Genomic DNA, 20,446 nt, shown 5'->3' with positions numbered 1-20,446 from the left:
CCGCCGTCGCCGTCGCTGTGCCCGTGCACGCGGCGCGGCGGCGGCCGTTGGGACCCGGCACAAGGTGTGCCACGCCCGTCGCACACGAACCCACTGGTGACAGGCCCCGAACGGCCCGCGCCGCCCTCCTCGCCGACCCGGTCGGACGGCTTCCACCGCCCGTTACCCGTACGTAACGTCACGGGAATGACCGGACAGACGACCGTCGGCGGCGGTGTGCGGGTGGTGACCGGTGAACCCGGTTGCGGCCGCACGGCGTTCCTGGCCCGCGCCGCCCGCTCGTGCCCGGGCGCGTCCGTGGTCGGTGTTCGGGCCGACCCGGCTGCGCCTGCCGCACCCCTCGGGGGTCTGCGCGCGCTGCTGGGCGCCCTCGGCGCACCGGTGGGCCCGTGGTCCGCCGGCGGCCCGCCCTGCGCGGTACTCCTCGACGCCCTGCGGGCCGCCTCCACCGGTACGCCGCTGCTGGTGTGCGTCGACGACGCGCATCTGTGGGACGCCCCCACCAGGGCCGCAGTGGGCCGCGCAGCCGAGCAGCTGCGCGGGAACGGCCGGGTGAGCGTGCTGCTGAGCGTGTCCGGACACCGCCCGGTCGACCGGGAGTTCGCCGCGCTGCCGGTGGTCCGCGTCGACCCGCTCTCCCCGGCGGAAGCGGCCGCGCTCCTGGACGAGGCGACGGGCGGGGCCCTCGACCGCGCCGTGCGCGACGACCTGGTGGACGCGGCCGAGGGCAGCCCTGCCCTGCTGCTGGCCATGGTCCGGCGGCTCTCGCCCGCCCAGATCCGCGGTCATCGGAGGCTGCCCGGTCCGCCGGCCGACGCCGAGCTCCTGACCGGCCTGGCCGGCGGCTTCCTGACCGGGTTCACGTCCGCGCAGGAGGACCTGCTGCTGACGGTCGCGGCGGCCGTACGGGACGCGGACGACACGGAGGACACCCGGATCGGCCTGGCACTCGCGCGGCGGGGAGCGGAGTACCTGCGGGGGACGACTGCCGACGTGGAGCCCGCACCGCCCTGCGATCCGCTGCCCGAGGTGCTCGTTCCGGTCGACGGCGAGGTCGGGTTCCACAGCGATCTGCTGCGCCGCGCGGCGTACGCGGGGGCGCGGCCCGAGCGGCGCCGTGCCGCGCACCGTGCGCTGGCCCGGGCGTTGGAGGACGCGGGAGACGCCGGTCTGCACGCCCTGCTGCACCGGGCGCGGTCCGCCGCCGTGCCCCGGCGCGGGACGGCGACCGAACTGGCCGCGGCTGCCGACGACCCGGAACATCCGCGGAGCCTGCGGTGCGCGGCGTACACCCACGCCGCGGGGCTGGCCGAGGACGGCACGCGGCGCGCGCGGTGGTACACGGCCGCGGCCGAGCAGGCCCTGCTCGACGGACGCACGCACCGGGCCCTGCGGCTGCTCGACAGGGCCCGGGACAGTGCGGTGCCTGCGGCGTTGCGCGGCCGCGTCGAGCTGGTACGCGGCACCACGGTCCTGTACGACGGCCCGGTCGACGAGGCCCGCGCGTCCCTGCTTCTGGCAGCCCGCCTACTGGCCGAGTGGTCCCCACGACAGGCACAGTCGGCCCTCCTGTCCGCAGTGGACGCGGCCTGGGCGGCGGGCGACGCCCAGGGATGCCTCCACCTGCTGACCACCGGAGACGACCCCCCGCCCACCGCCGCGTCCCCCGGCACCGGGCGGCGAGGCGACCGGCCGGCGGACCGGCCGGGGCTTCCGGGCGGCGCCCCGGGTCGCCTGCCCTCGCCGGGCGGCGGGGACGACCCCCCGGACCTGGACCCGGACGCGCGATCCGGCGCCGGGCCGCTCGGGGACCAGGCGGCGGACCCGGCCGCGTGCCTGGGCGGCGCCCCGGGCAGCCGGCGCCTGCCGGGCGGCGAGGGCGGTACCCCGGACGCCGACGCGTGGCCCGGCACCCGGCTCCCCCGGGACCTTCCGGCGATCCGGCCCGGGGGCCAGGACGGGGCTGCGCTCAGGAGTGTGGAGGTGAGGGCGGGCAACAGCCCCGTGTCGTGTGGCTATCGCACCGGCCTCCGGGCTCTGCTCGAAGGGCGGTTCGCGCAGGCGGCGGGGCCGCTGCGGCGGCTGGTGGCGGACGCGGAGGCGGCGGGCGGCGTGGCTGCCGCCGACGAACCGGACACGGCGCTGCGCGCGGCTGCCGCCGCCCTGCTGCTGGGCGACCTGGCGGCCGCGCGCCGCGCCGGGGCGCGGGCTCTGGCCGCCGCCCGTACCCCCGGTACGGCCGCGGCCCTCGCGCGGGCCCTGGAGTACCTCGCCTACGCCGAACTGCGTGCCGGACGGCACGTGCTGGCCAGGACCCACGCGGAGGAGGGACTGCGGGCCGCGCACCGGACCGGGCAGCGCAACACGGCCGCCCACCACCACGCGGTACTCGCCCTCGCCGCGTCGATCGAGGGCGCTCCGGAGGAGGTCGCCGCGCACGCGGATGCCGCGCTGGCCACCGCCCTGCGGCACGGTCTCGTCCAGGCCGCGACGCTGGCCGAGTGGGCGGCGGCCCGCGCCGACCTCGCCCGCGGGCGCCCCCGGGAGGCCGCGGACCGGCTCGGGCCACTCGTGCGTCCGGGGCCACGCAGGGGGCACTTCGCGGTGTGGATGCTCGCCGTGCCCTGCTTCGTGGAGGCCGCCGCCTCGACCGGACGGGCCGACGACGGTGTCACCGAGGTGGTCGAGGAGTTCGCCCGGTGGGCCGGATTCGGCGCCGACCCCCAGGCTCCCGCCCAGCTGACGCGCTGCCGTGCGCTGCTGGCCCCGGCGGACCGGCCCGACGCCCTGTACCGTCGCGCGCTCGACCTGCACGACGCGGCCGGCGGCGGCGACTTCGAACGCGCCCGCACCGAGCTGCTGCACGGCAAGTGGCTGCGCAGGCGCCGCCGGCTGAGCGAGGCCCGTGACCGCCTCGGGGCCGCCCTGGTCGGGTTCGAGCGTTGCGGCGCGCGGGCCTGGGCGGACCAGGCCCGCGCCGAACTGCGGGCCGGTGGCGTGGCACCGGGCGGCGGAGTGCGGGCGGCGGGGCTGGGTGGACTGACACCGCAGCAGCTGCGGATCGCCAGGTGCGTGGCCGAGGGCGCCACCAACCGGGAGGTGGCGCTGACCCTCTCGGTGAGCACCCGAACCGTCGACTACCACCTGCGGAAGGTCTTCGCGACGCTGGGGGTGCGCTCCCGCGTGGAACTGGTGCGCATGGTCGAGAAGGCCGGACAGGAGGGTTGACCGGACCGAAAACTATGGTGCACACCCCTAGGGACCGACCGGACGGTATGCCATCCTTCGTGGCAGGACGAGTCGGACGGCCGACCACTGCCCCGGGGGAGGACCGCGATGCATCAGGCCCTAAGGTCACGGACCGTGTTCCGTCCCGCGGCCGGCGCACCGGCTGCGCCCGGACCCCGGCCGCATCCGCGGCCCGTCCCGTCGCTGATCGACGCAGACGCCCTCCGGGTCCTGCACCGCGCCGCCCGGGTGCTCCTGGCGGACCTGCCCGACCTCACCGACCGGCTGGTGGCCGCGCTCCAGGACCAGGAGCCCGCCTACCGCGCGGCCGTGACGAGCGATCCCGCCGCCACCTGGCAGGAGGTGCACCGCTCGCTGCGGCACAGCGTGTCCTCGCTGATCGACCCGCGCGGCAGCCGCGACGCGGCCCGCCGGTGCTCGTGGAAGATCGGCGCGACCCGCGCGGAGCAGGGCCTTCCGCTGGACGCCCTGCTGCACGCGTTCCGGCTGGGCGGGTCCCTGGTGTGGCAGGGCCTCATCGAGGAGACCTGCCGCACCGCGCCCGAGGATGTGCGGCTGCTCGTGCACATCGCCGCCGACGTGTGGAACTTCGTCGACGAGCACTGCACCCTCGTCGCGGACGCCTACCGGCAGGCCGAACGGCAGCTCGCCTGGCGGCGCGAGAACCGGCTGCGGGTGCTGGCCGGCGCCCTGCTCGACGGCGCCAGCCGGATCGCGGACCTGCCCGAGACCGCCCATGCGCTGGACCTCCCCGAAGAGGGCCGGTACGTCGTCGTGGCGGTGACGGCCGGCTGCCCTTCCGACGGCGCCGGGGCGCGGGCCGCCCACGACCGGGGCAGGCGTGTGTACTGGCACACCGGGGTGGAGGTGGACTACGGCATCGTCCTGCTGGGCGAAGGCGAGAGCGAGAGTGAGGCCGTGGCCGTGGGCGCGGGCGCGGGTGGGGCCGGGAGTCAGGGCGCCGGCTTGCGGCAGTGCCCGTCGGCCGTCGCCCCGGCGGCCTCCGGCAGCGCACGGACCGGGGTCAGCACGGCGGTGTCGGGACTGGCCGCGGTCGGGGACGCCCGCCGCCTCGCGGACATCGCGCTGGACATGTGCCCGCGGACCGGCGGCACGATCCGGCTGACCGAGCATCTCCCGGCCGCACTGGTGGTCTCCACCCCAGACCTGGGTACGGCGCTGGTCGCGCGGGTGCTCGGACCGCTGAGCGGTCTGGAACCCGCCGACGAGGCCGTTCTGCTCGACACCCTGGCCACCTGGCTCGCCTGCGACGGCTCCGCCCAGCGGGCGGGGGAGCGGCTGTACTGCCACCGCAACACGGTCCTCAACCGGCTGCGCCGCTACGAGCAGCTGACGGGCCGTTCCCTGTCGCGGCCGACCGATCTGGTGGAGATCAGCCTCGCCCTGACGGCGCGGGGTCTGCGCACCCGCTGAGTGCCTGTCGCCGGTGCTATGGCACGGCATGCGCCCGATGACCAGAATTACCGATCGGTCGTTCATGCGTCACCTGTGAATGTCGTCCGCCTTGTGAGATGGACCTACATGTACGCCGCACGATTGTGCGAGGATCATTTTCAGTCACCGTCAGTGGACCGGCTTCTTCACGCTTCTGACACAAATTTCACGCTTTAACTAGGTGAGTTATAGTCACGGTCCAAGCATCAACTATTTGGGGGGCGCTCGGACCAGGTGGGGGCTTGGTCCGGTCGACGTGTGCCTGGCATCGTCTGCGCACCCCCGCAGCAGTCTCGTGGGGATGGGTAAGTGGAACATTGGCTGGATGACGCCCAACCTGAAGGGTCGGACGATACATCCGGGTCCGACGGCACCGTGTTCGGCGGGCGCCGAGGCGGCATTCAGGCGAGAGCGGTACGAGCCGGGAGCTTCTGGGAGGCCGCGAAGGAACCCGGTTCCGCGCGCACCGAGGCGTCGGCCCCCCTGTCCGGCGGCACCGCGGTGTACCCGGCCTTCACGGACGCCGGTGCGGCCGAGCCCCTCCACGACGCGGACGAACTGACCGTGCGCGAGCCCTTCCACGACGCGGACGAACTGACCAGGCGCGAGCCCCTCCACGACGCGGACGAACTGACCGTGCAGCTCGCGGGCGTAGACCCGGGGTCCGCGGCGGGGGCCTTCGGAACCCGGCTCGAGTCCCAGGACGGCGCGGGCACGCCCGTCTTCGTCGACGAGTCGGGCCGTCGCAGCCGCCGGTTGCGGCTGCTCGGCGTGGCCGTCGGCGTCGCGTGCGCCGTGTACGCCCTCGTCATCGTCGTCACCCTCGTCTCCGGCAACTCCAGCGCACCCTGGCTGCCCCTGCCGGGACTGGGTGGCGACACGCCCGCCGGGAAGGTCGAGACCTCGTCCGTGCCCTCGGCCTCGGCGAGCCCTTCGGGCTCGGACAGCGCCGCGCCGAACGCCGGCTCGCCTGATTCCACGGCGTCGGTGTCGTCCACGGGCGGCGGCGCCACCGACGCGCCCGGCGCCACCGCGAGCCCCGGTCGGCCGACGGCGTCCGCGCTGCCCGAGGCGTCCACCGGGACGACGCCCGTGAACCCCACCGCCACGGCGACCGCGTCCAGTCCCGCCGCGTCGGACTCCGCCGTCGCCTCGCCCGAGGCGAGCCAGCCCGACAGCGCCGCGAGTGCCTCGCCGAGCGCCGTCGACGACACCGGCGGAACGGGTGAGGTCGTCGGCGAGGCGAACTCCGCGTCCGCCGGCTGACACCTCTTCGCCGTAGCCCCGCCCACTGCCCTTCAGGTCCCTGCCGGTCCCTTTCTGGAGCACACTTTCCGATGGCATTCCCTGCCCGCCGTCGCAGGGCCGCAGTCGCGGCCCGTGACAGCGCCGTCCGCCGCCGCCGCGTACCGATGCGCCTGATGCTGCCCAGCCTCGTCCTGGTCGCGATGATGGCGATGCTGATGGTGCGCGGCTACGTCCACAGCGAGATCCTCGCCGACCACCGCATCCAGCCCGAGGCGGCCGTCGGCAAGGTGCCCGACGAGATCCTGGACGGCGGCCCGGTCATCGACAGCCGCGCCGGCCGCAGCACCAGCCGTGAGGTGCCCGAACACCGGCTGGTCCTGACCTTCGACGACGGTCCCGACCCGGTCTGGACCCCCAAGGTCCTGGACGTCCTCAGGAAGCACCACGCGCACGCCGTCTTCTTCGTCACCGGCACCATGGCCTCCCGCTATCCGGACCTCGTCCAGCGCATGGTCGACGAGGGTCACGAGGTCGGCCTGCACACCTTCAACCACCCCGACCTGTCCTTCCAGTCGAAGAAACGTATCTCCTGGGAGTTGTCCCAGAACCAGCTCGCACTGGCCGGCGCGGCGGGCATCCGCACCTCGCTGTTCCGTCCGCCGTACTCGTCCTTCGCCGACGCGATGGACGACAAGTCCTGGCCGGTCACCGAGTACATCGGCTCACTCGGCTACCTGACCGTCGTCAACAACACCGACAGCGAGGACTGGAAGAAGCCCGGCGTCGAGGAGATCATCAGGCGCGCCACGCCCAAGGGCGGCAAGGGCGCGATCGTCCTGATGCACGACTCCGGCGGCGACCGCCACCAGACGGTCCAGGCGCTGGACCGGTTCCTGCCCGAGCTGCAGTCCCGGGGCTACGAGTTCGAGAACCTCACCACTGCCCTCGGCGCGCCCAGCGCGCACACTCCCGTCACCGGCCTCGACCTGTGGAAGGGCAAGGCGTGGATCTTCCTCGTCGGGGCGGCCGAGAACGTCACCGGGGTGCTGATGGTCGGCCTCGCGGTGATCGGCGTCCTGGTCATCAGCCGGTTCGGGCTCATGCTGCTGCTCTCCGCCCTGCACGCCCGCAGGGTGCGCCGGCCCGGATTCGGCTGGGGCCCGCCGGTCACCGAACCGGTGTCGGTGCTGGTTCCGGCGTACAACGAGGCCAAGTGCATCGAGAACACCGTCCGCTCGCTGATGGCGAGTGAGCACCCCATCGAGGTGCTCGTCATCGACGACGGCTCCTCCGACGGCACCGCGCGGATCGTGGAGGACATGGGCCTGCCGAACGTCCGGGTCGTCCGCCAGCACAACGCCGGCAAGCCCGCGGCCCTCAACCGGGGCATCGCCAACGCCCGCTACGACCTCATCGTGATGATGGACGGCGACACCGTCTTCGAACCGTCCACCGTCCGCGAACTGGTGCAGCCGTTCGGCGACCCGAAGGTCGGCGCCGTGGCCGGCAACGCCAAGGTCGGCAACCGGGACTCACTGATCGGCGCCTGGCAGCACATCGAGTACGTGATGGGCTTCAACCTCGACCGCCGGATGTACGACGTCCTGGGCTGCATGCCCACCATCCCCGGCGCGGTCGGCGCCTTTCGCCGCTCGGCCCTGGAACGGGTCGGCGGCATGAGCGACGACACGCTCGCCGAGGACACCGACATCACCATGGCCATGCACCGCGACAACTGGAAGGTGGTGTACGCGGAGAAGGCCCGTGCCTGGACCGAGGCCCCGGAGACCGTGCAACAGCTGTGGTCCCAGCGCTACCGCTGGTCGTACGGCACCATGCAGGCGATCTGGAAGCACCGCCGGGCGGTCTTCGAGCGCGGCCCGTCCGGCCGGTTCGGCCGCGTGGGTCTGCCGTTCGTCTCGCTGTTCATGGTCCTGGCCCCGCTGCTGGCCCCGCTCATCGACGTCTTCCTCCTCTACGGAGTGGTATTCGGCCCCACCCAGAAGACGGTCGTGGCCTGGCTGGGCGTCCTCGCCGTCCAGGCGGTCTGCGCGGCCTACGCCTTCCGGCTCGACCGCGAACGCATGACCCACCTGATCTCGCTGCCCCTCCAGCAGATCCTCTACCGCCAGCTCATGTACGTCGTGCTGCTCCAGTCCTGGATCACCGCCCTCACCGGCGGCCGGCTGCGCTGGCAGAAGCTGCGCCGCACCGGCGCCGTGGAGGCGCCGGGCGGCCCGGCGCCGCGCGAGCGCACCGGCGGCACCAACGACCGGAGGCCTGTCGCATGACCCAGGGTTACCCGACCGGGACGAACGCGGGTTCCGAGCGGACGCCGGCGTTCGGCGTCCCCCGGCAGCCGACCGAGCCGGCCGTCCCGGAACCGTCCGCCGCGGCCCCGAAGAAGCCGGGACGCGACCGCTACCTCGACCTGCTGCGCACGATCGCCCTGGTCCGAGTGGTCGTCTACCACCTGTTCGGCTGGGCCTGGCTCACCGTGCTGTTCCCGTCCATGGGCGTCATGTTCGCCCTGGCCGGCTCGCTGATGGCGCGCTCCCTGAAGCGTCCGCCCCTGGGCGTGATCCGGGACCGCGTGCGGCGACTGCTGCCGCCGCTGTGGCTGTTCGGCGCGGTCGTCCTGACGCTGATGTTCGCGGGCGGCTGGAATGTGCTGGACGACCCCGACCACGGGGGCGTCCTGGGCGTCGTCGAACTGCTCAACTACATCGTCCCGCTCGGCGCGCCTCCGTTCCCCTGGGACATCGGCTCCAAGTCCGGCCTGCTGGAGAACACCTGGGCGGTCCAGGCGGCGGGTGTGCTCTGGTACCTGCGGGCCTACCTGTGGTTCGTGCTCGCCTCACCGCTGCTGCTGTGGGCGTTCCGCAGAGCGCCCTGGCCCACGCTGTTCGCGCCGCTGGCGCTGACGGCGGTGGTGGGCACCGGCCTGGTCTCCATACCCGGCGAGACCGGCAACGCGGTCAGCGACTTCGCCGTCTACGGCAGCTGCTGGGTGCTGGGCTTCGCCCACCAGGAGGGGGTGCTCGCGCGCATACCCCGCTACGCGGCGGTCTCCTGCTCCGTACTCGTCATGGCCTTCGGCCTGTGGTGGGCCTCGGGGCACCTGGGGCCGGACGGCTGGGACCTCAACGACATCCCGCTGGCCCAGGCGTCCTGGTCCTTCGGGTTCGTGGTGATCCTGCTCCAGTACTCGCCCTCGTGGCAGGAACTCCCGCGCGGGCTGGCCCGTTGGGACAGGCTGATCACGCTCTCCAACAACCGAGCCGTCACCATCTACCTGTGGCACAACCTGCTGATCATGGCCACCGTCCCGATCATCGACCTGGCGTACGGACTCCCCTTCATGGAGACCGGCGGCGCCACAAGCTTCCTCGACTCCACGTACATGTTCTGGATGTTCGTGCTGGTCTGGCCCCTCATCGCAGTGATGATCCTCGCGACCGGCTGGATCGAGGACATCGCGGCGAAGAGGAAGCCACGCCTGTGGCCCGACGGCCGCAGGAGCAAGGCGCGACGCGCCAAGTAGGAACCACGCACCGATGATCACGGGTGCCGCCGCAGAACGCGGCGGCACCCGTCTCGCTTCCGGCGTCCGCGCCGGCGGTACCTCGGCCCTCCTGTGTCACTGTCCGCCCCCGGGGCACTCCCGTCCCACCTCGCACGGGCACCCGCGGCCCGTCCCCCTGGGCACCCGCACAACCCCGCCGACCTCCCGTTGGGGTGGCGCAGCGACCCCGCGTCCGCGCCTGTACCGCCCCTCCTCCGTCGTGCTGTCGTGAGCTCCCCTTCCCCCGAAACCCCGTGCCCGCCGGCACGGATCCGAGGAGCCGCGATGCCCGCAGTACCCCCGCAGGAGCGGCCCGCGCTGCACGTCGAGGGTCTCGACGTGACGTACGGGCGGGCCTTGTCAGCCCTGCGCTCCGTGTCCCTGACCGTCCCGCACGGCGCGGTCGTGGCGTTGCTGGGCGCCAACGGCGCCGGCAAGTCCACGCTGCTGCGGGCGGTGTCGGGCACCCTGCGCCTGCACCGCGGCACCGTCACGGCCGGCCTCATCCGCTACGCGGACACGGTCCTGGACGGCCGTGACCCGGTGGCCGCGGTGCGGGCCGGCGTCGTCCAGGTCCCGGAGGGCCGCCGGGTCTTCGCGGGCCTGACCGTGGAGGAGAACCTGCGCACCGGTGGCCTCGGCCTCGGCCGACGGGCACCCGAACAGGTCCGGGAGGCCCGCGACCGCGTGTACACGCTGTTCCCCGTGCTCGCCGAACGCGGCCGGCAGGCGGCCGGTCTGCTGTCCGGGGGAGAGCAGCAGATGCTCGCCATCGGCCGGGCGCTGATGGCCGCACCACGGCTGCTCCTGCTCGACGAGCCCTCCCTCGGCCTGGCCCCGCGCATGGTGTTCCGGATCGCCGAGGTGATCCGCGAGATCAACGCCCAGGGCACGGCCGTCCTCCTGGTCGAACAGAACGCGGGCATGGCGCTGTCCCTCGCCGACCACGCGTACGTCCTGGAAGTGGGCGAGGTCCGGCTGTCCGGCCCGGCCGACGACCTCGCGCGCACGGACGCGGTACGGCGCCTCTACCTCGGTGACGACGCCGGCGACCAGGGGGCCGCGTGAGCCTGCGCCCCACCACCGGTACCGCCCCGGGCCGGCTCGCCGCGGCACCCCCGGAACTGCGGGTCCGGGACGTGACCGTGCGCTTCGCCGGCCTGACCGCCCTGGACACGGTGTCCTTCACCGTATCCCCGGGGTCCGTGCACGCCCTGATCGGCCCCAACGGCGCCGGGAAGTCGACCTGCTTCAACGTCCTGTCGGGCCTGTACCGCCCGTCGTCCGGGCAGGTCCGGCTCGGCGACGCGTCACTCACCGGACTCGCGCCCCACCGGATCGCCGCCCTCGGGGTGGCCCGCACCTTCCAGAACATCGTCACCACCGAGGGCACCGTCGCCGACAACCTCATGCTCGGCCGGCACGTCCTCTCCCACGCGGGCTTCGCCGCGACCGCCCTGCGCCTGCCCCGAGCGGTGCGCGAACAGCGCGCCCACCTCGCGCGGGCCCGGGAGATCGCCGAACTCACCGGACTGGCCGCCCGCTTCGAGACGCCCGTCGCCCTGCTGTCTTACGGCGACCGCAAACGCGTGGAGCTCGCCCGGGCCCTCTGTCTCGAGCCGCGCGTCCTGCTGCTCGACGAGCCCGTGGCCGGCATGAACGGCGCCGAGCGCGCCCGGACGGCCGAGGTGATCGATACCGTCCGCGCCGAACTCGGCCTGTCCGTCCTGCTGGTGGAGCACGACATGGGCCTCGTGATGCGCCTCGCCGACGAGGTCACGGTGCTCGACTTCGGCCGGTGCATCGCCCACGGCACCCCCGACGAGGTCCGCCGCCATCCCGAAGTGCTGCGCGCCTACCTCGGCACCCCCGGCGAGGACACCGCTCCCGCACAGGACACCACCGACACCACCGACACCACCCCCGCACAGGGCACCGCCCTCGAAGAGGAAACCCACTCCGAAGGGGACCCCGTATGACCGCCCTCCTCGACAGCATCCTCACCGGGCTCGCGCTCGGCTCGGTCTACGCCCTGGTCGCGCTCGGCTTCGTCGTGATCTTCAAGGCGTCGGGGGTGCTCAACTTCGCCCACGGATCGCTGCTGCTGCTCGGCGGCTACCTCGTCGCCGTCCTCCACGACGACCTCGGTTTCGCCGGCGCCCTCGCGGTGTCCGTGCTCGCGACCGCGGCCCTCGCCGGAGCCCTCGACCGGCTGCTGCTGCAACGCGGTGACCCCGACCCGCAGGCCGCCCATGTGCAGACCATCGTCACCATCGGCGTGGACATCGTGCTGCTCACCGACCTCTCCCGGCGCATCGGCGGCGACCTGCTGACCCTCGGCGACCCGTGGGGCGATTCGGTGACCCGCCTGGGCTCGGTGACCGTCGCCGACAGCCGCCTTGCCGCGATCGCCGTCTCCGCGCTCGCCATCGGCGCCGTCTTCGCCCTGTTCCGCTTCACGTCCTGGGGCCTCGCCCTGCGGGCCGCCGCGCAGGACACGGAGGCCGCCGCGCTGATGGGCGTACGGCTGAGCCGGGTGCGCATGCTCGCCTGGTGCCTGGCCGGTGCCCTGGCCGCCCTGGCCGCCGTGTTCCTCGCCGCGTTCCCCGCCCCCGGGCTGGAACGGACCACCGGCCAGATCGCCCTCAAGGCCTTCCCGGCGGCGATCCTCGGCGGCCTGACCTCCCCGCCCGGCGCCCTGGCCGGCAGCCTGCTGATCGGCCTGACCGAGGCCCTGGCCGCCGGCTACCAGACCGAACTGCACGTGCTGGGCGAGGGGTTCGGCGACGTCGCCCCGTACGCCGTCATGGTGGCCGTCCTGCTGGTGCGGCCCACCGGACTGTTCGGCGCGAAGGGAGCGGCTCGTGTCTGAACGCATCCCCAAGGGCGCCGTCGTGCTCCTGGCCGCCCTCCTGCTGTGCGCGCCGCCCTTCTACCTGGACGCCTTCTGGCTGCGCATCGGCCTGTTCTCGATGGCCGCCGCCATCGGCGCCGTCGGTCTCGGCCTGCTCACCGGCACCGCCGGCCAGCTCTCCCTGGGTCACGCCTTCTTCCTCGCCGTGGGCGCCTACGGCTACACCTGGCTGGCCGGCGAACCCGGCCCCGGACTGCCGACCGCGCTCGCCGCCCTCCTCGCCGTGCTGCTCGCCGGGGCGGCGGGCGGACTGTTCAGTCCCGTCGCCGGGCGCGTGCGCGGCATCTACCTGGGCGTCGCCACGCTCGCCCTGGTCTTCCTGGGCCACCACGTGCTGCTCACCGCCGACTCCGTCACCGGCGGGTTCAACGGCCGCTCCGTGCCCCCGCTGAGCATCGGCGGGTTCTCCTTCACCGACGACGACCCGGGACTCGTCCTCCTCGGCGTGCCGTTCGGCGCCGAGGAACGCCTGTGGTTCCTCGGCCTCGCCCTGCTGGCCGGCACCTGGTGGACCGCGCGCGGTCTGCTGCGCGGACGCCCGGGGCGCGCCCTCGCGGCCCTGCGCGACAGCGAGACGGCGGCCGCGGTGATGGGCGTCGACGTCGCCCGCCACCGCTCGGCGGCCTTCGTCGTGTCGTCGATGTACGCGGGCCTGGCGGGGGTGCTGCTCGCGCTGGCCTTCCGCCGGGTCGTCCCCGACTACTTCGGCCTGGCCCTCTCGGTCGACTACCTGGCGATGATCGTGATCGGCGGCCTCGGCTCGGTGGCCGGGGCCGCCGCGGGCGCCGTCTTCGTCACCGCCCTGCCCCTGCTGATGACCCGTTACGCCGACCAGCTGCCGCTGGTGACCGCCCCCGGCACCACCGACGGCGGGGTGGGCCCGACCGAGGCGGCCCGCTACCTCTACGGCGCGGCGATCGTCCTGGTCCTGCTGTACGCCCCCGACGGACTGCGCGGCCTCACCCGCCGCGTCCGCACCCGACTGCGCCCCGCCTTCCCGGCTCCGGCGCCCGCCACCCGTCCATCCGCCTCGGCCGTCCGAACCAAGGAGCCCACCCCGTGAACCGCACGCACCACAGGCACCGCGCCCCCGCAACCCTCCTCGCCGCCGCGCTCGCGGCCCTGCTCGTCGCGGCCACCGGCTGCAGCTCCAAGGCGGACGGCGACAGCGGCTCCGAGAGCGCCGACGGCGTCAAGTCCGGCCCGGGGGTGACCGCGAAGACCATCAGGCTCGGCGCGCTCACCGACCTGACCGGCCCCTACGCCACCCTCGGCAAGAGCATCGTGCAGGCCCAGCAGATGTGGGCCGACGAGACCAACGCGGGCGGCGGCATCTGCGACCGCAAGGTCGAGATCGTCGTCAAGGACCACGGCTACGACGTCCAGAAGGCGGTCACCGCCTACGCCGACCTCGCCCCGGACGTGGTCGCGCTGCCGCAGGTCATCGGATCCCCGGTCGTCGCCGCCCTCCTCGACGACATCGAGAGCGACCACCTGCTCACCTTCCCGCAGGCCTGGGCGGCCTCCCTGCTGGGCAAGGACTCCGTCCAGGTCATGGGCACCACCTACGACGTCGACATGCTCGCGGCCGTCGACTTCCTCACCCGCACCAAGGGACTCGCCAAGGGTGACACCATCGGCCATGTGTACTTCGAGGGCGACTACGGCGCCAACGCCCTGGAGGGCTCGAAGTGGGCGGCCGAGCAGGCCGGGCTGAAGATCGTCCCCCAGAAGATCAAGGCGACGGACACGGATCTGACCGCTCAGGTGTCGGCGCTGAGCAAGGCGGGCGTGAAGGCCGTCCTGATCAGCGCCGGTCCGGCCCAGACGGCCTCCCTGGTCGGTGTCGCCGCCTCCCGCGGACTGAAGGTGCCCGTCGTCAGCAGCGCGCCCGGCTTCGCGCCACAGCTGTTGAAGACGCCCGCGGCGCCGGCCCTGCTGGGCCTGCTGAACGTGGTCAGCGCGGCGCCCGCCGTCAGCTCGGACCTGCCCGGTGTCCAGAAGATGGTGACCGCGTACGGGAAGAAGTACCCGGCCTCCCCGGTGGACTCCGGGGTGCTCTCCGGATACAACGCCGCCCAACTGCTGGGCGCCGACCTCAAGAAGGCCTGCGCGGCCGGCAGCCTCGCCCGGGAGGACGTGGTGAAGGCGCACCGTGCGCAGAAGAACGTCGACACCGGACTCGGCTCCCCGCAGGACTTCTCCGACGTGTCCCGGCCCGCCGCCCTGTCGACCTATGTGCTCAAGCCGGACGCGAAGGCGGTCGGCGGCCTGGTGGGCGTGGAGGACGCGCACCAGGCGCCGGGCGTGACCGAGTACCTGGCGAGCCGCTCCTGACCCGCACTCCGCTCCGAGGCGCTCGTCCAGCAGGCCCTCGCCCGGCTGCTGCGCGGCCGCACCGCCTTCGTGGTGGCACACCGGCTGTCCACCGTGCGCGGCGCGGACCGGATCGTGGTGATGGGGGAGGGACGGATCCTGGAGACCGGCACGCACGACGAACTCGTGCACCGGGGCGGGGCGTACACGGAGCTGCACAGCGGGCAGGTCGCCTGAGCGCAGGTGGCCGGATCATGACCCCGGCGGGGTGACGTTTTTGCCTGCCGTGCATGATTCGCCCAGGTCCGGGCACACGCAGCGCAAACAGGCAGGAGAGAGAGGCGCTCGTGATCGTTCCGGACCCGAAGATCGCCAGGACGTTGCTGACCAGGTACGCGACGCTGAGGATCGCTCAGGCGGAGTGGGACAGGCCGCAGACGGCTCGTGAACTACAGGACGTGACGTACACCCTGTGCGTGCTGATGGACACGCCCGACGTGCGGGAGGCGGTCGCCGCGGCGGACGCCCTGCTCGAGTCCGCGGCGGTCGTGCCCGCGCAGCACCCGGAAAGCGGACTGTCCCTGGCCGTCTGAGGGCGGCCCCGAGCCGGACCCGGCGCGGCGGTGCGCCCCCAGCGGCGCCCGCCGCGCCCCGGACGTCTCACGAGGCGGTGGAGCCGCACCGGTCGGCCTGCCGGGCATCGTGCTCCGGGGGTTCCCCGGCCAGCCACTGCGCGATGGTGCGGGCGATCGGCTGCCCGGTGTCCACCTCCACGAAGCCGAACTGGCCCGACTGGTTGCACTCCAGGAACCACCACGTCCCGTCGGCGTCCTCGGCGAAGTCGAAGGCGCCGTAGGCCAGTTCCGCCTCCCGCAGATACCTCCGCACGGCCTCGGCGAGGCGCGGGGGGACGTCGCAGGGACGCCACGGTGTGGTGGAAAGCGAGTAGCGCACGTCCACCACGTCCGGATCGCCGCCGGGGGCCGTCTCCTTGCGGGCGGCCAGGACGCGGTCGCCGACCGCGGTCAGCCGTATGTCGGCCCGCTTGGCCACCCGGCGCTGGAGCAGCGTCGGCCCGTAGGCGACGGCGGCGAAGTCCGCGCCCGGCGGGACCCGGGTGGTGGGCACCGCCCGGGGCGGATCCTGCGGATGCGCCCCGGACACCGGCTTGACCACCAGGTCCGGATAGCGGTCCGCGAACTCGCGGGCCGCCTGCGGGAACGTCGTGACGATCGTGGCCGGTACGGGCAGCCCGCTGAGCTGCGCGAGCCGCAGCTGCCAGGGCTTGTGCCGGGCGCGCCGGGACGCGTCCGGGTGGTTCATCCAGCGCGCCCCGGTACCGCGGAGCATGCCGTACAGCGCCTGCGAGGCCTCCTCCGTGAGCCACGCGGACGGCTGCGCCGCTCGGGCCGCGGCCGTGCCGGGCCGCCGGACCCAAACGGACCGCAGCCCCTCGAGGCTCACCAGCCGTCCGGCGGACGACAGGTGGCCCCGGAAGGCACCGTGCACGTACTCGCCGGAGAGCGCGACGGAGTGGGTGAGGTCGGCCGGGTCAAGCCGGACGACGGGGACGCCCGCGGCGTTCAGGTGCACGACCACCATGTCCGCCGTGACGTCCTCTTCACAGGTAAGGATGAGCACGGTCATTTTCGTCGGTCCGTGTTCAGTCGTCGAAGTGGGTCTTGGAGCCCGCCGTCGAGGTCGTCGTCCCGAGTTCTCTCAGGAGGGCGTGATCACGAGCGGCGATCCGGCCGTCGAGAGTTACGTTCAACTGCATTCCGGGGTCATAGGCGTACGGAGTGCTGAACTCCAACTCGGCCGCTGGGCGTGCGTAGTTGAGCGTGAACGGTTGCATCGTCTCTCCCTCGTCGGTACTGCTTCGATCAAGCGGTGCCGCTGTGCGACGTCACTCGGGCCCGCTGCTGGTGCTGGGTAGGTGCGTCCTTCAGTCACTTATACGAATCGAACGGGTGGTTGGTTTCCTTACTCTCCGTGATCATCGCGCGGTCGGGCCCCGAACAGGGCGCGGAGCAGGGGAGATCGGGTCGAGCGGGGGTGAAAACCTCTTCCCGGACGGTCAGTCGGGGAGGCGCTCGGGAGCGTCGTCGGGGGTGCGGCGCAGGGAACGCAGGGCCAGCAGGAGGACACCGATGTCGTCGAGATAGACGGGGTCCGGCAGTACGTCGGTGGGGAGCACGAAGTAGAGGACCGCCCCCCAGAACACCCAGCGCGGCCCGGTGGGAAGCCCTGCTCGCCTCAGGCCCCGGCGGGCCCGGACCAGACGCACGAGCACGGTCGCGGCCACGGCGAACACGGCCACGGCCGCCAGCACCGCGACGACGACGAGCGTGGTTGGCGCATCCACGGGCCCTCCCATATGGTCCGTCGCGCGGCGTCTGTCCCTACTCGATTCCCCGCTGACGGTTTCCGGATTCCCCTTTCCGGCGGGATTACCGCATCGGACGCAACTCGCACGGTGACCGCGTCCGAGTGGCGCAGCACGCCGGACGCGTGGTGCCGAGCACCCGGGACGGACGTCCGCTCAGCGGCGGCTAGCCGGTCGGAGCCGGGTGCCGGGGTTCTCCAGCAGGCCCGTCAGCACCCGGTCGGGGGTGAGCGGCGGTTCGCGGAAGCGGACGCCCGTGGCGTGGTGCACGGCGTTGCCGATGGCGGCCGCCGTGCCCACGATGCCGATCTCGCCGATCCCCTTTCCGCCCAGGGGGTTGAGATGCGGATCGTCCTCGTCGATCCAGTGCGCCTCGATGTCCGGCACGTCGGCGTGCGCGGGCACGTGGTAGGCCGCGAGATCCGACTCGGTGAAGTCGCCGAAGGCGGTGTCCAGGGTGCTGCCCTCGGTCAGCGCCATGCCCAGGCCCATGGTCATCCCGCCGACGAACTGGGAGCGCGCGGTACGGGGGTTGAGGATGCGTCCCGCCGCGTACACCCCGAGCAGCCGGCGCACCCGCACCTCTCCGGTCACCGTGTCCACGGAGACCTCCGCGAAGTGCGCCCCGAACGCGTGCCGCGCGAAGGGACTTCCGGCGTCGGCGGCCCCCTTGGTGTCGGCGCCCACCGCCAACCCCTGCTCGGGCAACGGACCCTGACGTCCGGTCAGCTGCGCGGCGAGCCGTACACAGGCCTCGTGCACCGCCCAGCCCCAGGAGGCGGTACCCGAGGAACCGCCCGCCAGCGGGGCCGCCGGCAGGTCACTGCTGCCCACCCGGATCCGCACCCGCTCCAGAGGCACATCCAGGGCGTCCGCCGCGACCTGCGCGAGGACCGTACGGGCGCCCGTGCCGATGTCCGCGGCGTTCACCTCGACGAGGAAGGACCCGTCGGGCAGGGCACGTACCGCCGCCCTCGACGGATACACCTGCACCGGGTACGTGGCGGCGGCCACGCCCGTCCCGAGCAGCAGCGGCCCGGTGGAGCGCGTCCGGGGGCGGGGATCCCGGTCGGACCACCCGAAGCGGCGGGCGCCCTCCCGCAGGCACTCGACGAGGTGCCGGCTGCTGAACGGCTTGCCGCTGTCCGGCTCGGTGTCCGGCTCGTTGCGGATCCGCACCTCGACCGGGTCCATCCCGAGCGCCTCGGCCAGCTCGTCCATCGCCGACTCCAGGGCGTACATGCCGGGCGCCTCACCGGGCGCCCGCATCCAGGACGGCGTCGGCACGTCGAGCCGGACCACGCGATGCAGGCTGCGCAGGTGCGGCGCGGCGTACATGACGCGCGCCGGGATGCCCGCGTACTCGACGAACTCCTTGATGCGGGACGTGTACGTGGTCACCTCGTGCACGAGCGACGTCAGCCGGCCCTCGAAGTCCGCGCCCAGGCGCAGCCGGTGCAGGGTGGACGCCCGGTGGCCGACGGAGGCGGGCAGCACGCGGCGGGGGAGGACCACGGTGACCGGGCGCCCGGTGTGCCATGCGGCCATCGCGGCGAGGACCACGTCCGGCCGGGGCGTGCCCTTGGACCCGAAGCCACCGCCGACATGCTCGGCGAGGACCGTGATCCGCTCGTCGGCCAGCCCGAACAACTTGCCGAGCACGGCGCGCACGGCCGTGGTGCCCTGGCTGGAGGTGTACACCGTGAGCCGTTCACCGTCCCAGTGCGCGGTGCTGGCGTGCGGCTCCATGGGGTGGTTGTGCAGGGGCGGCACCCGGTAGCCGACGTCGACCCGCACGTCCGCGTCGGCGAACGCGCCGTCGGGGTCCCCCAGTTCCCGCACACCGGGGAAGGCGCCGTTGATCTCCTCGGGGACGTACGCCCGCGGGTGCGTGGCGGTGAGCGTGACGTCGTACGTCTCCTCGGCGCAGGTGACCCGTACGGCGGCGGCACCGGCCCGGGCCGCCTCCGGGCTGTCGGCCACCACCAGGGCGACGAACCAGCCCCGGTTCGGCACCTCGGGGCCCTGGAGCACGGCGAGGGTGGCGTCGTCCGGCGCTGCGAGGCGGGGCGCGTTGCGATGGGTGAGCACGGTGACGACACCGGGCAGCGCCAGCGCCGCGCTGTCGTCGACGTCGGTCACCCGGCCGCGCACGATCGTCGCGGGGACGGGGCGGGCGAACAGCCGCCCGGGAACGGGCTGTTCGGCGGCGTACCGGGCGGTTCCGGTGACCTTCTCCCGGCCCTCCCTGCGCTCGGCGGGCGCGCCCACGGCGGTCATGAGTCCTCCTCGTGCGGTACGAGCCGCGTCAGGACGTCCACGGCGAGGTTGCGGGCCAGCGGCACCTTGTACGCGTTGTCACGCAACGGCCGGGCTTCGGACAGCTCCAGCTCGGCCGCGTGTTCGAAGGCCGCCCGGGTGGGAGCCGCGCCCAGCAGCGCCTCCTCGGCGCGCCGGGCCCGCCACGGGCGGTGGGCCAGCGCGCCGAAGGCGATCCCCACCTGCGCGACGACACCGTCGGTGACCTCCAGGACCACGGCGACGGAGGCGAGCGCGAAGGCGTACGAGGCCCGGTCGCGCGCCTTGCGGTACGCGGACGGCAGCCCGGCCGTGGCGGCCGGCAGCAGGACGGCGGTGACGATCTCACCGGGTTCGATCACGGTGTCCCGCTGCGGTGCCTCCCCGGGCAGCCGGTGGAACTCGGCCGCCGCCACCCGGCGCACGCCGGCCGTGCCGTACAGCTCGACCTCGGCGTCCAGCGCGGCCAGGGCCACGGCCATGTCCGACGGGTGGGTGGCGATGCAGTGCTCGGAGGCCCCCAGCACCGCGTGGTCGCGGTGCGCGCCGTCCTGGGCGGCGCACCCGCTGCCCGGCTGCCGCTTGTTGCACGGCTTGGAGACGTCCTGGAAGTAGGGGCAACGGGTGCGCTGGAGCAGGTTCCCGCCGGTCGTGGCCGCGTTGCGCAGCTGGCCCGAGGCGCCCGCGAGCACCGCCTGGGAGAGCACGGGGTAGCGGTCACGCACGCGTGGATGCGCCGCGAGGTCGCTGTTGCGCACCAGGGCGCCGATCCGCAGCGACCCGTCCGGCTGCTCCGTCACCTCGTTCAGCGGAAGTCGGGTGACGTCGACGAGGGCGGTCGGCCGTTCCACGCCGAGTTTCATCAGGTCGACGAGGTTGGTCCCGCCGCCCAGATAGCGCGCGCCGGGGTGCGCGGCGAAGGCCTCGGCGGCCTCCGCGAGACTGCCGGCCCGTACGTAGGCGAAGGTGTCCACCGGATCACGTCCTCTGGTTGCCACGGTCGTGCCCTTGGGCC

At 73.7% G+C, this 20,446-nt stretch carries 16 protein-coding genes and 1 pseudogene; 12 read left to right on the top strand and 5 right to left on the bottom strand.

Annotated elements, in window-relative coordinates; genetic code table 11:
• The first annotated feature begins 186 nt into the window (after positions 1-186).
• The 12 genes and pseudogenes from ACFWBD_RS00185 (at position 187) to ACFWBD_RS00130 (ending at position 15,340) form a co-directional block, all read left to right on the top strand.
• Entirely contained in the window at positions 187-3,228 is a 3,042-nt protein-coding gene (locus tag ACFWBD_RS00185) for a LuxR C-terminal-related transcriptional regulator (RefSeq protein WP_385660400.1), read from the top strand.
• Positions 3,229-3,336: 108 nt separating this feature from the next.
• On the top strand, positions 3,337-4,683 hold the full coding sequence (locus tag ACFWBD_RS00180) for a PucR family transcriptional regulator (RefSeq protein ID WP_385660397.1): 1,347 nt from the start codon (positions 3,337-3,339) through the stop codon (positions 4,681-4,683).
• A gap of 396 nt (positions 4,684-5,079) precedes the next feature.
• Positions 5,080-5,970: a hypothetical protein gene (locus tag ACFWBD_RS00175; protein WP_385660395.1), complete on the top strand. Its 891-nt coding sequence runs from the start codon at positions 5,080-5,082 to the stop codon at positions 5,968-5,970.
• 71 nt (positions 5,971-6,041) lie between these two features.
• A complete protein-coding gene (locus tag ACFWBD_RS00170; RefSeq protein ID WP_385660393.1) occupies positions 6,042-8,243 on the top strand; it encodes a glycosyltransferase in 2,202 nt (733 codons plus the stop codon).
• On the top strand, positions 8,240-9,496 hold the full coding sequence (locus ACFWBD_RS00165; protein ID WP_385660390.1) for an acyltransferase: 1,257 nt from the start codon (positions 8,240-8,242) through the stop codon (positions 9,494-9,496). Before ACFWBD_RS00170 ends, ACFWBD_RS00165 begins: the two co-directional genes overlap by 4 nt.
• A gap of 306 nt (positions 9,497-9,802) precedes the next feature.
• Complete coding sequence (locus tag ACFWBD_RS00160) at positions 9,803-10,585, top strand: ABC transporter ATP-binding protein (RefSeq protein ID WP_351756333.1); 783 nt, start codon at positions 9,803-9,805, stop codon at positions 10,583-10,585.
• Positions 10,582-11,496: an ABC transporter ATP-binding protein gene (locus tag ACFWBD_RS00155; protein WP_385660388.1), complete on the top strand. Its 915-nt coding sequence runs from the start codon at positions 10,582-10,584 to the stop codon at positions 11,494-11,496. Before ACFWBD_RS00160 ends, ACFWBD_RS00155 begins: the two co-directional genes overlap by 4 nt.
• Positions 11,493-12,389 carry a branched-chain amino acid ABC transporter permease gene (locus ACFWBD_RS00150; RefSeq protein ID WP_385660385.1) on the top strand — a complete coding sequence of 299 codons (897 nt, stop codon included), beginning with the start codon at positions 11,493-11,495 and terminating at the stop codon, positions 12,387-12,389. Before ACFWBD_RS00155 ends, ACFWBD_RS00150 begins: the two co-directional genes overlap by 4 nt.
• Entirely contained in the window at positions 12,382-13,494 is a 1,113-nt protein-coding gene (locus ACFWBD_RS00145; RefSeq protein WP_385660382.1) for a branched-chain amino acid ABC transporter permease, read from the top strand. Before ACFWBD_RS00150 ends, ACFWBD_RS00145 begins: the two co-directional genes overlap by 8 nt.
• Positions 13,491-14,768, top strand: a complete 1,278-nt coding sequence (locus ACFWBD_RS00140; RefSeq protein ID WP_385660379.1) for an ABC transporter substrate-binding protein — start codon at positions 13,491-13,493, stop codon at positions 14,766-14,768. Before ACFWBD_RS00145 ends, ACFWBD_RS00140 begins: the two co-directional genes overlap by 4 nt.
• A gap of 9 nt (positions 14,769-14,777) precedes the next feature.
• Positions 14,778-14,984, top strand: a pseudogene (locus ACFWBD_RS00135) (ABC transporter ATP-binding protein); the annotation flags it as partial.
• A gap of 110 nt (positions 14,985-15,094) precedes the next feature.
• Positions 15,095-15,340, top strand: coding sequence for a DUF5133 domain-containing protein (locus ACFWBD_RS00130; RefSeq protein ID WP_385660377.1), 246 nt, complete (start codon positions 15,095-15,097; stop codon positions 15,338-15,340).
• Between the two features lie 67 nt (positions 15,341-15,407).
• On the opposite strand, the gene tgmB is transcribed toward ACFWBD_RS00130, so the two are convergent.
• The 5 genes from tgmB to ACFWBD_RS00105 all read right to left on the bottom strand — a co-directional run bounded on the left by tgmB (position 15,408) and on the right by ACFWBD_RS00105 (position 20,405).
• A complete protein-coding gene (gene tgmB / locus ACFWBD_RS00125; protein WP_385660375.1) occupies positions 15,408-16,394 on the bottom strand; it encodes an ATP-grasp ribosomal peptide maturase in 987 nt (328 codons plus the stop codon).
• Positions 16,395-16,410: 16 nt separating this feature from the next.
• Positions 16,411-16,602 (bottom strand): putative ATP-grasp-modified RiPP, encoded by a 192-nt coding sequence (gene tgmA, locus ACFWBD_RS00120; RefSeq protein ID WP_020129087.1) that lies wholly within the window; start codon positions 16,600-16,602, stop codon positions 16,411-16,413.
• 222 nt (positions 16,603-16,824) lie between these two features.
• Complete coding sequence (locus ACFWBD_RS00115; protein ID WP_385660373.1) at positions 16,825-17,112, bottom strand: DUF1232 domain-containing protein; 288 nt, start codon at positions 17,110-17,112, stop codon at positions 16,825-16,827.
• A gap of 177 nt (positions 17,113-17,289) precedes the next feature.
• A complete protein-coding gene (locus ACFWBD_RS00110; protein ID WP_385660370.1) occupies positions 17,290-19,413 on the bottom strand; it encodes a xanthine dehydrogenase family protein molybdopterin-binding subunit in 2,124 nt (707 codons plus the stop codon).
• Positions 19,410-20,405: an FAD binding domain-containing protein gene (locus ACFWBD_RS00105; RefSeq protein ID WP_385661460.1), complete on the bottom strand. Its 996-nt coding sequence runs from the start codon at positions 20,403-20,405 to the stop codon at positions 19,410-19,412. The genes ACFWBD_RS00110 and ACFWBD_RS00105 overlap by 4 nt, the downstream gene beginning before the upstream one ends.
• Positions 20,406-20,446: the final 41 nt, after the last annotated feature.

Source organism: Streptomyces sp. NPDC060002 (genome assembly GCF_042737245.1).
Lineage (GTDB): Bacteria > Actinomycetota > Actinomycetes > Streptomycetales > Streptomycetaceae > Streptomyces.
The sequence above is the reverse complement of the archived record's forward strand: the minus strand, read 5'-3'. Positions and strand labels throughout refer to the sequence as shown.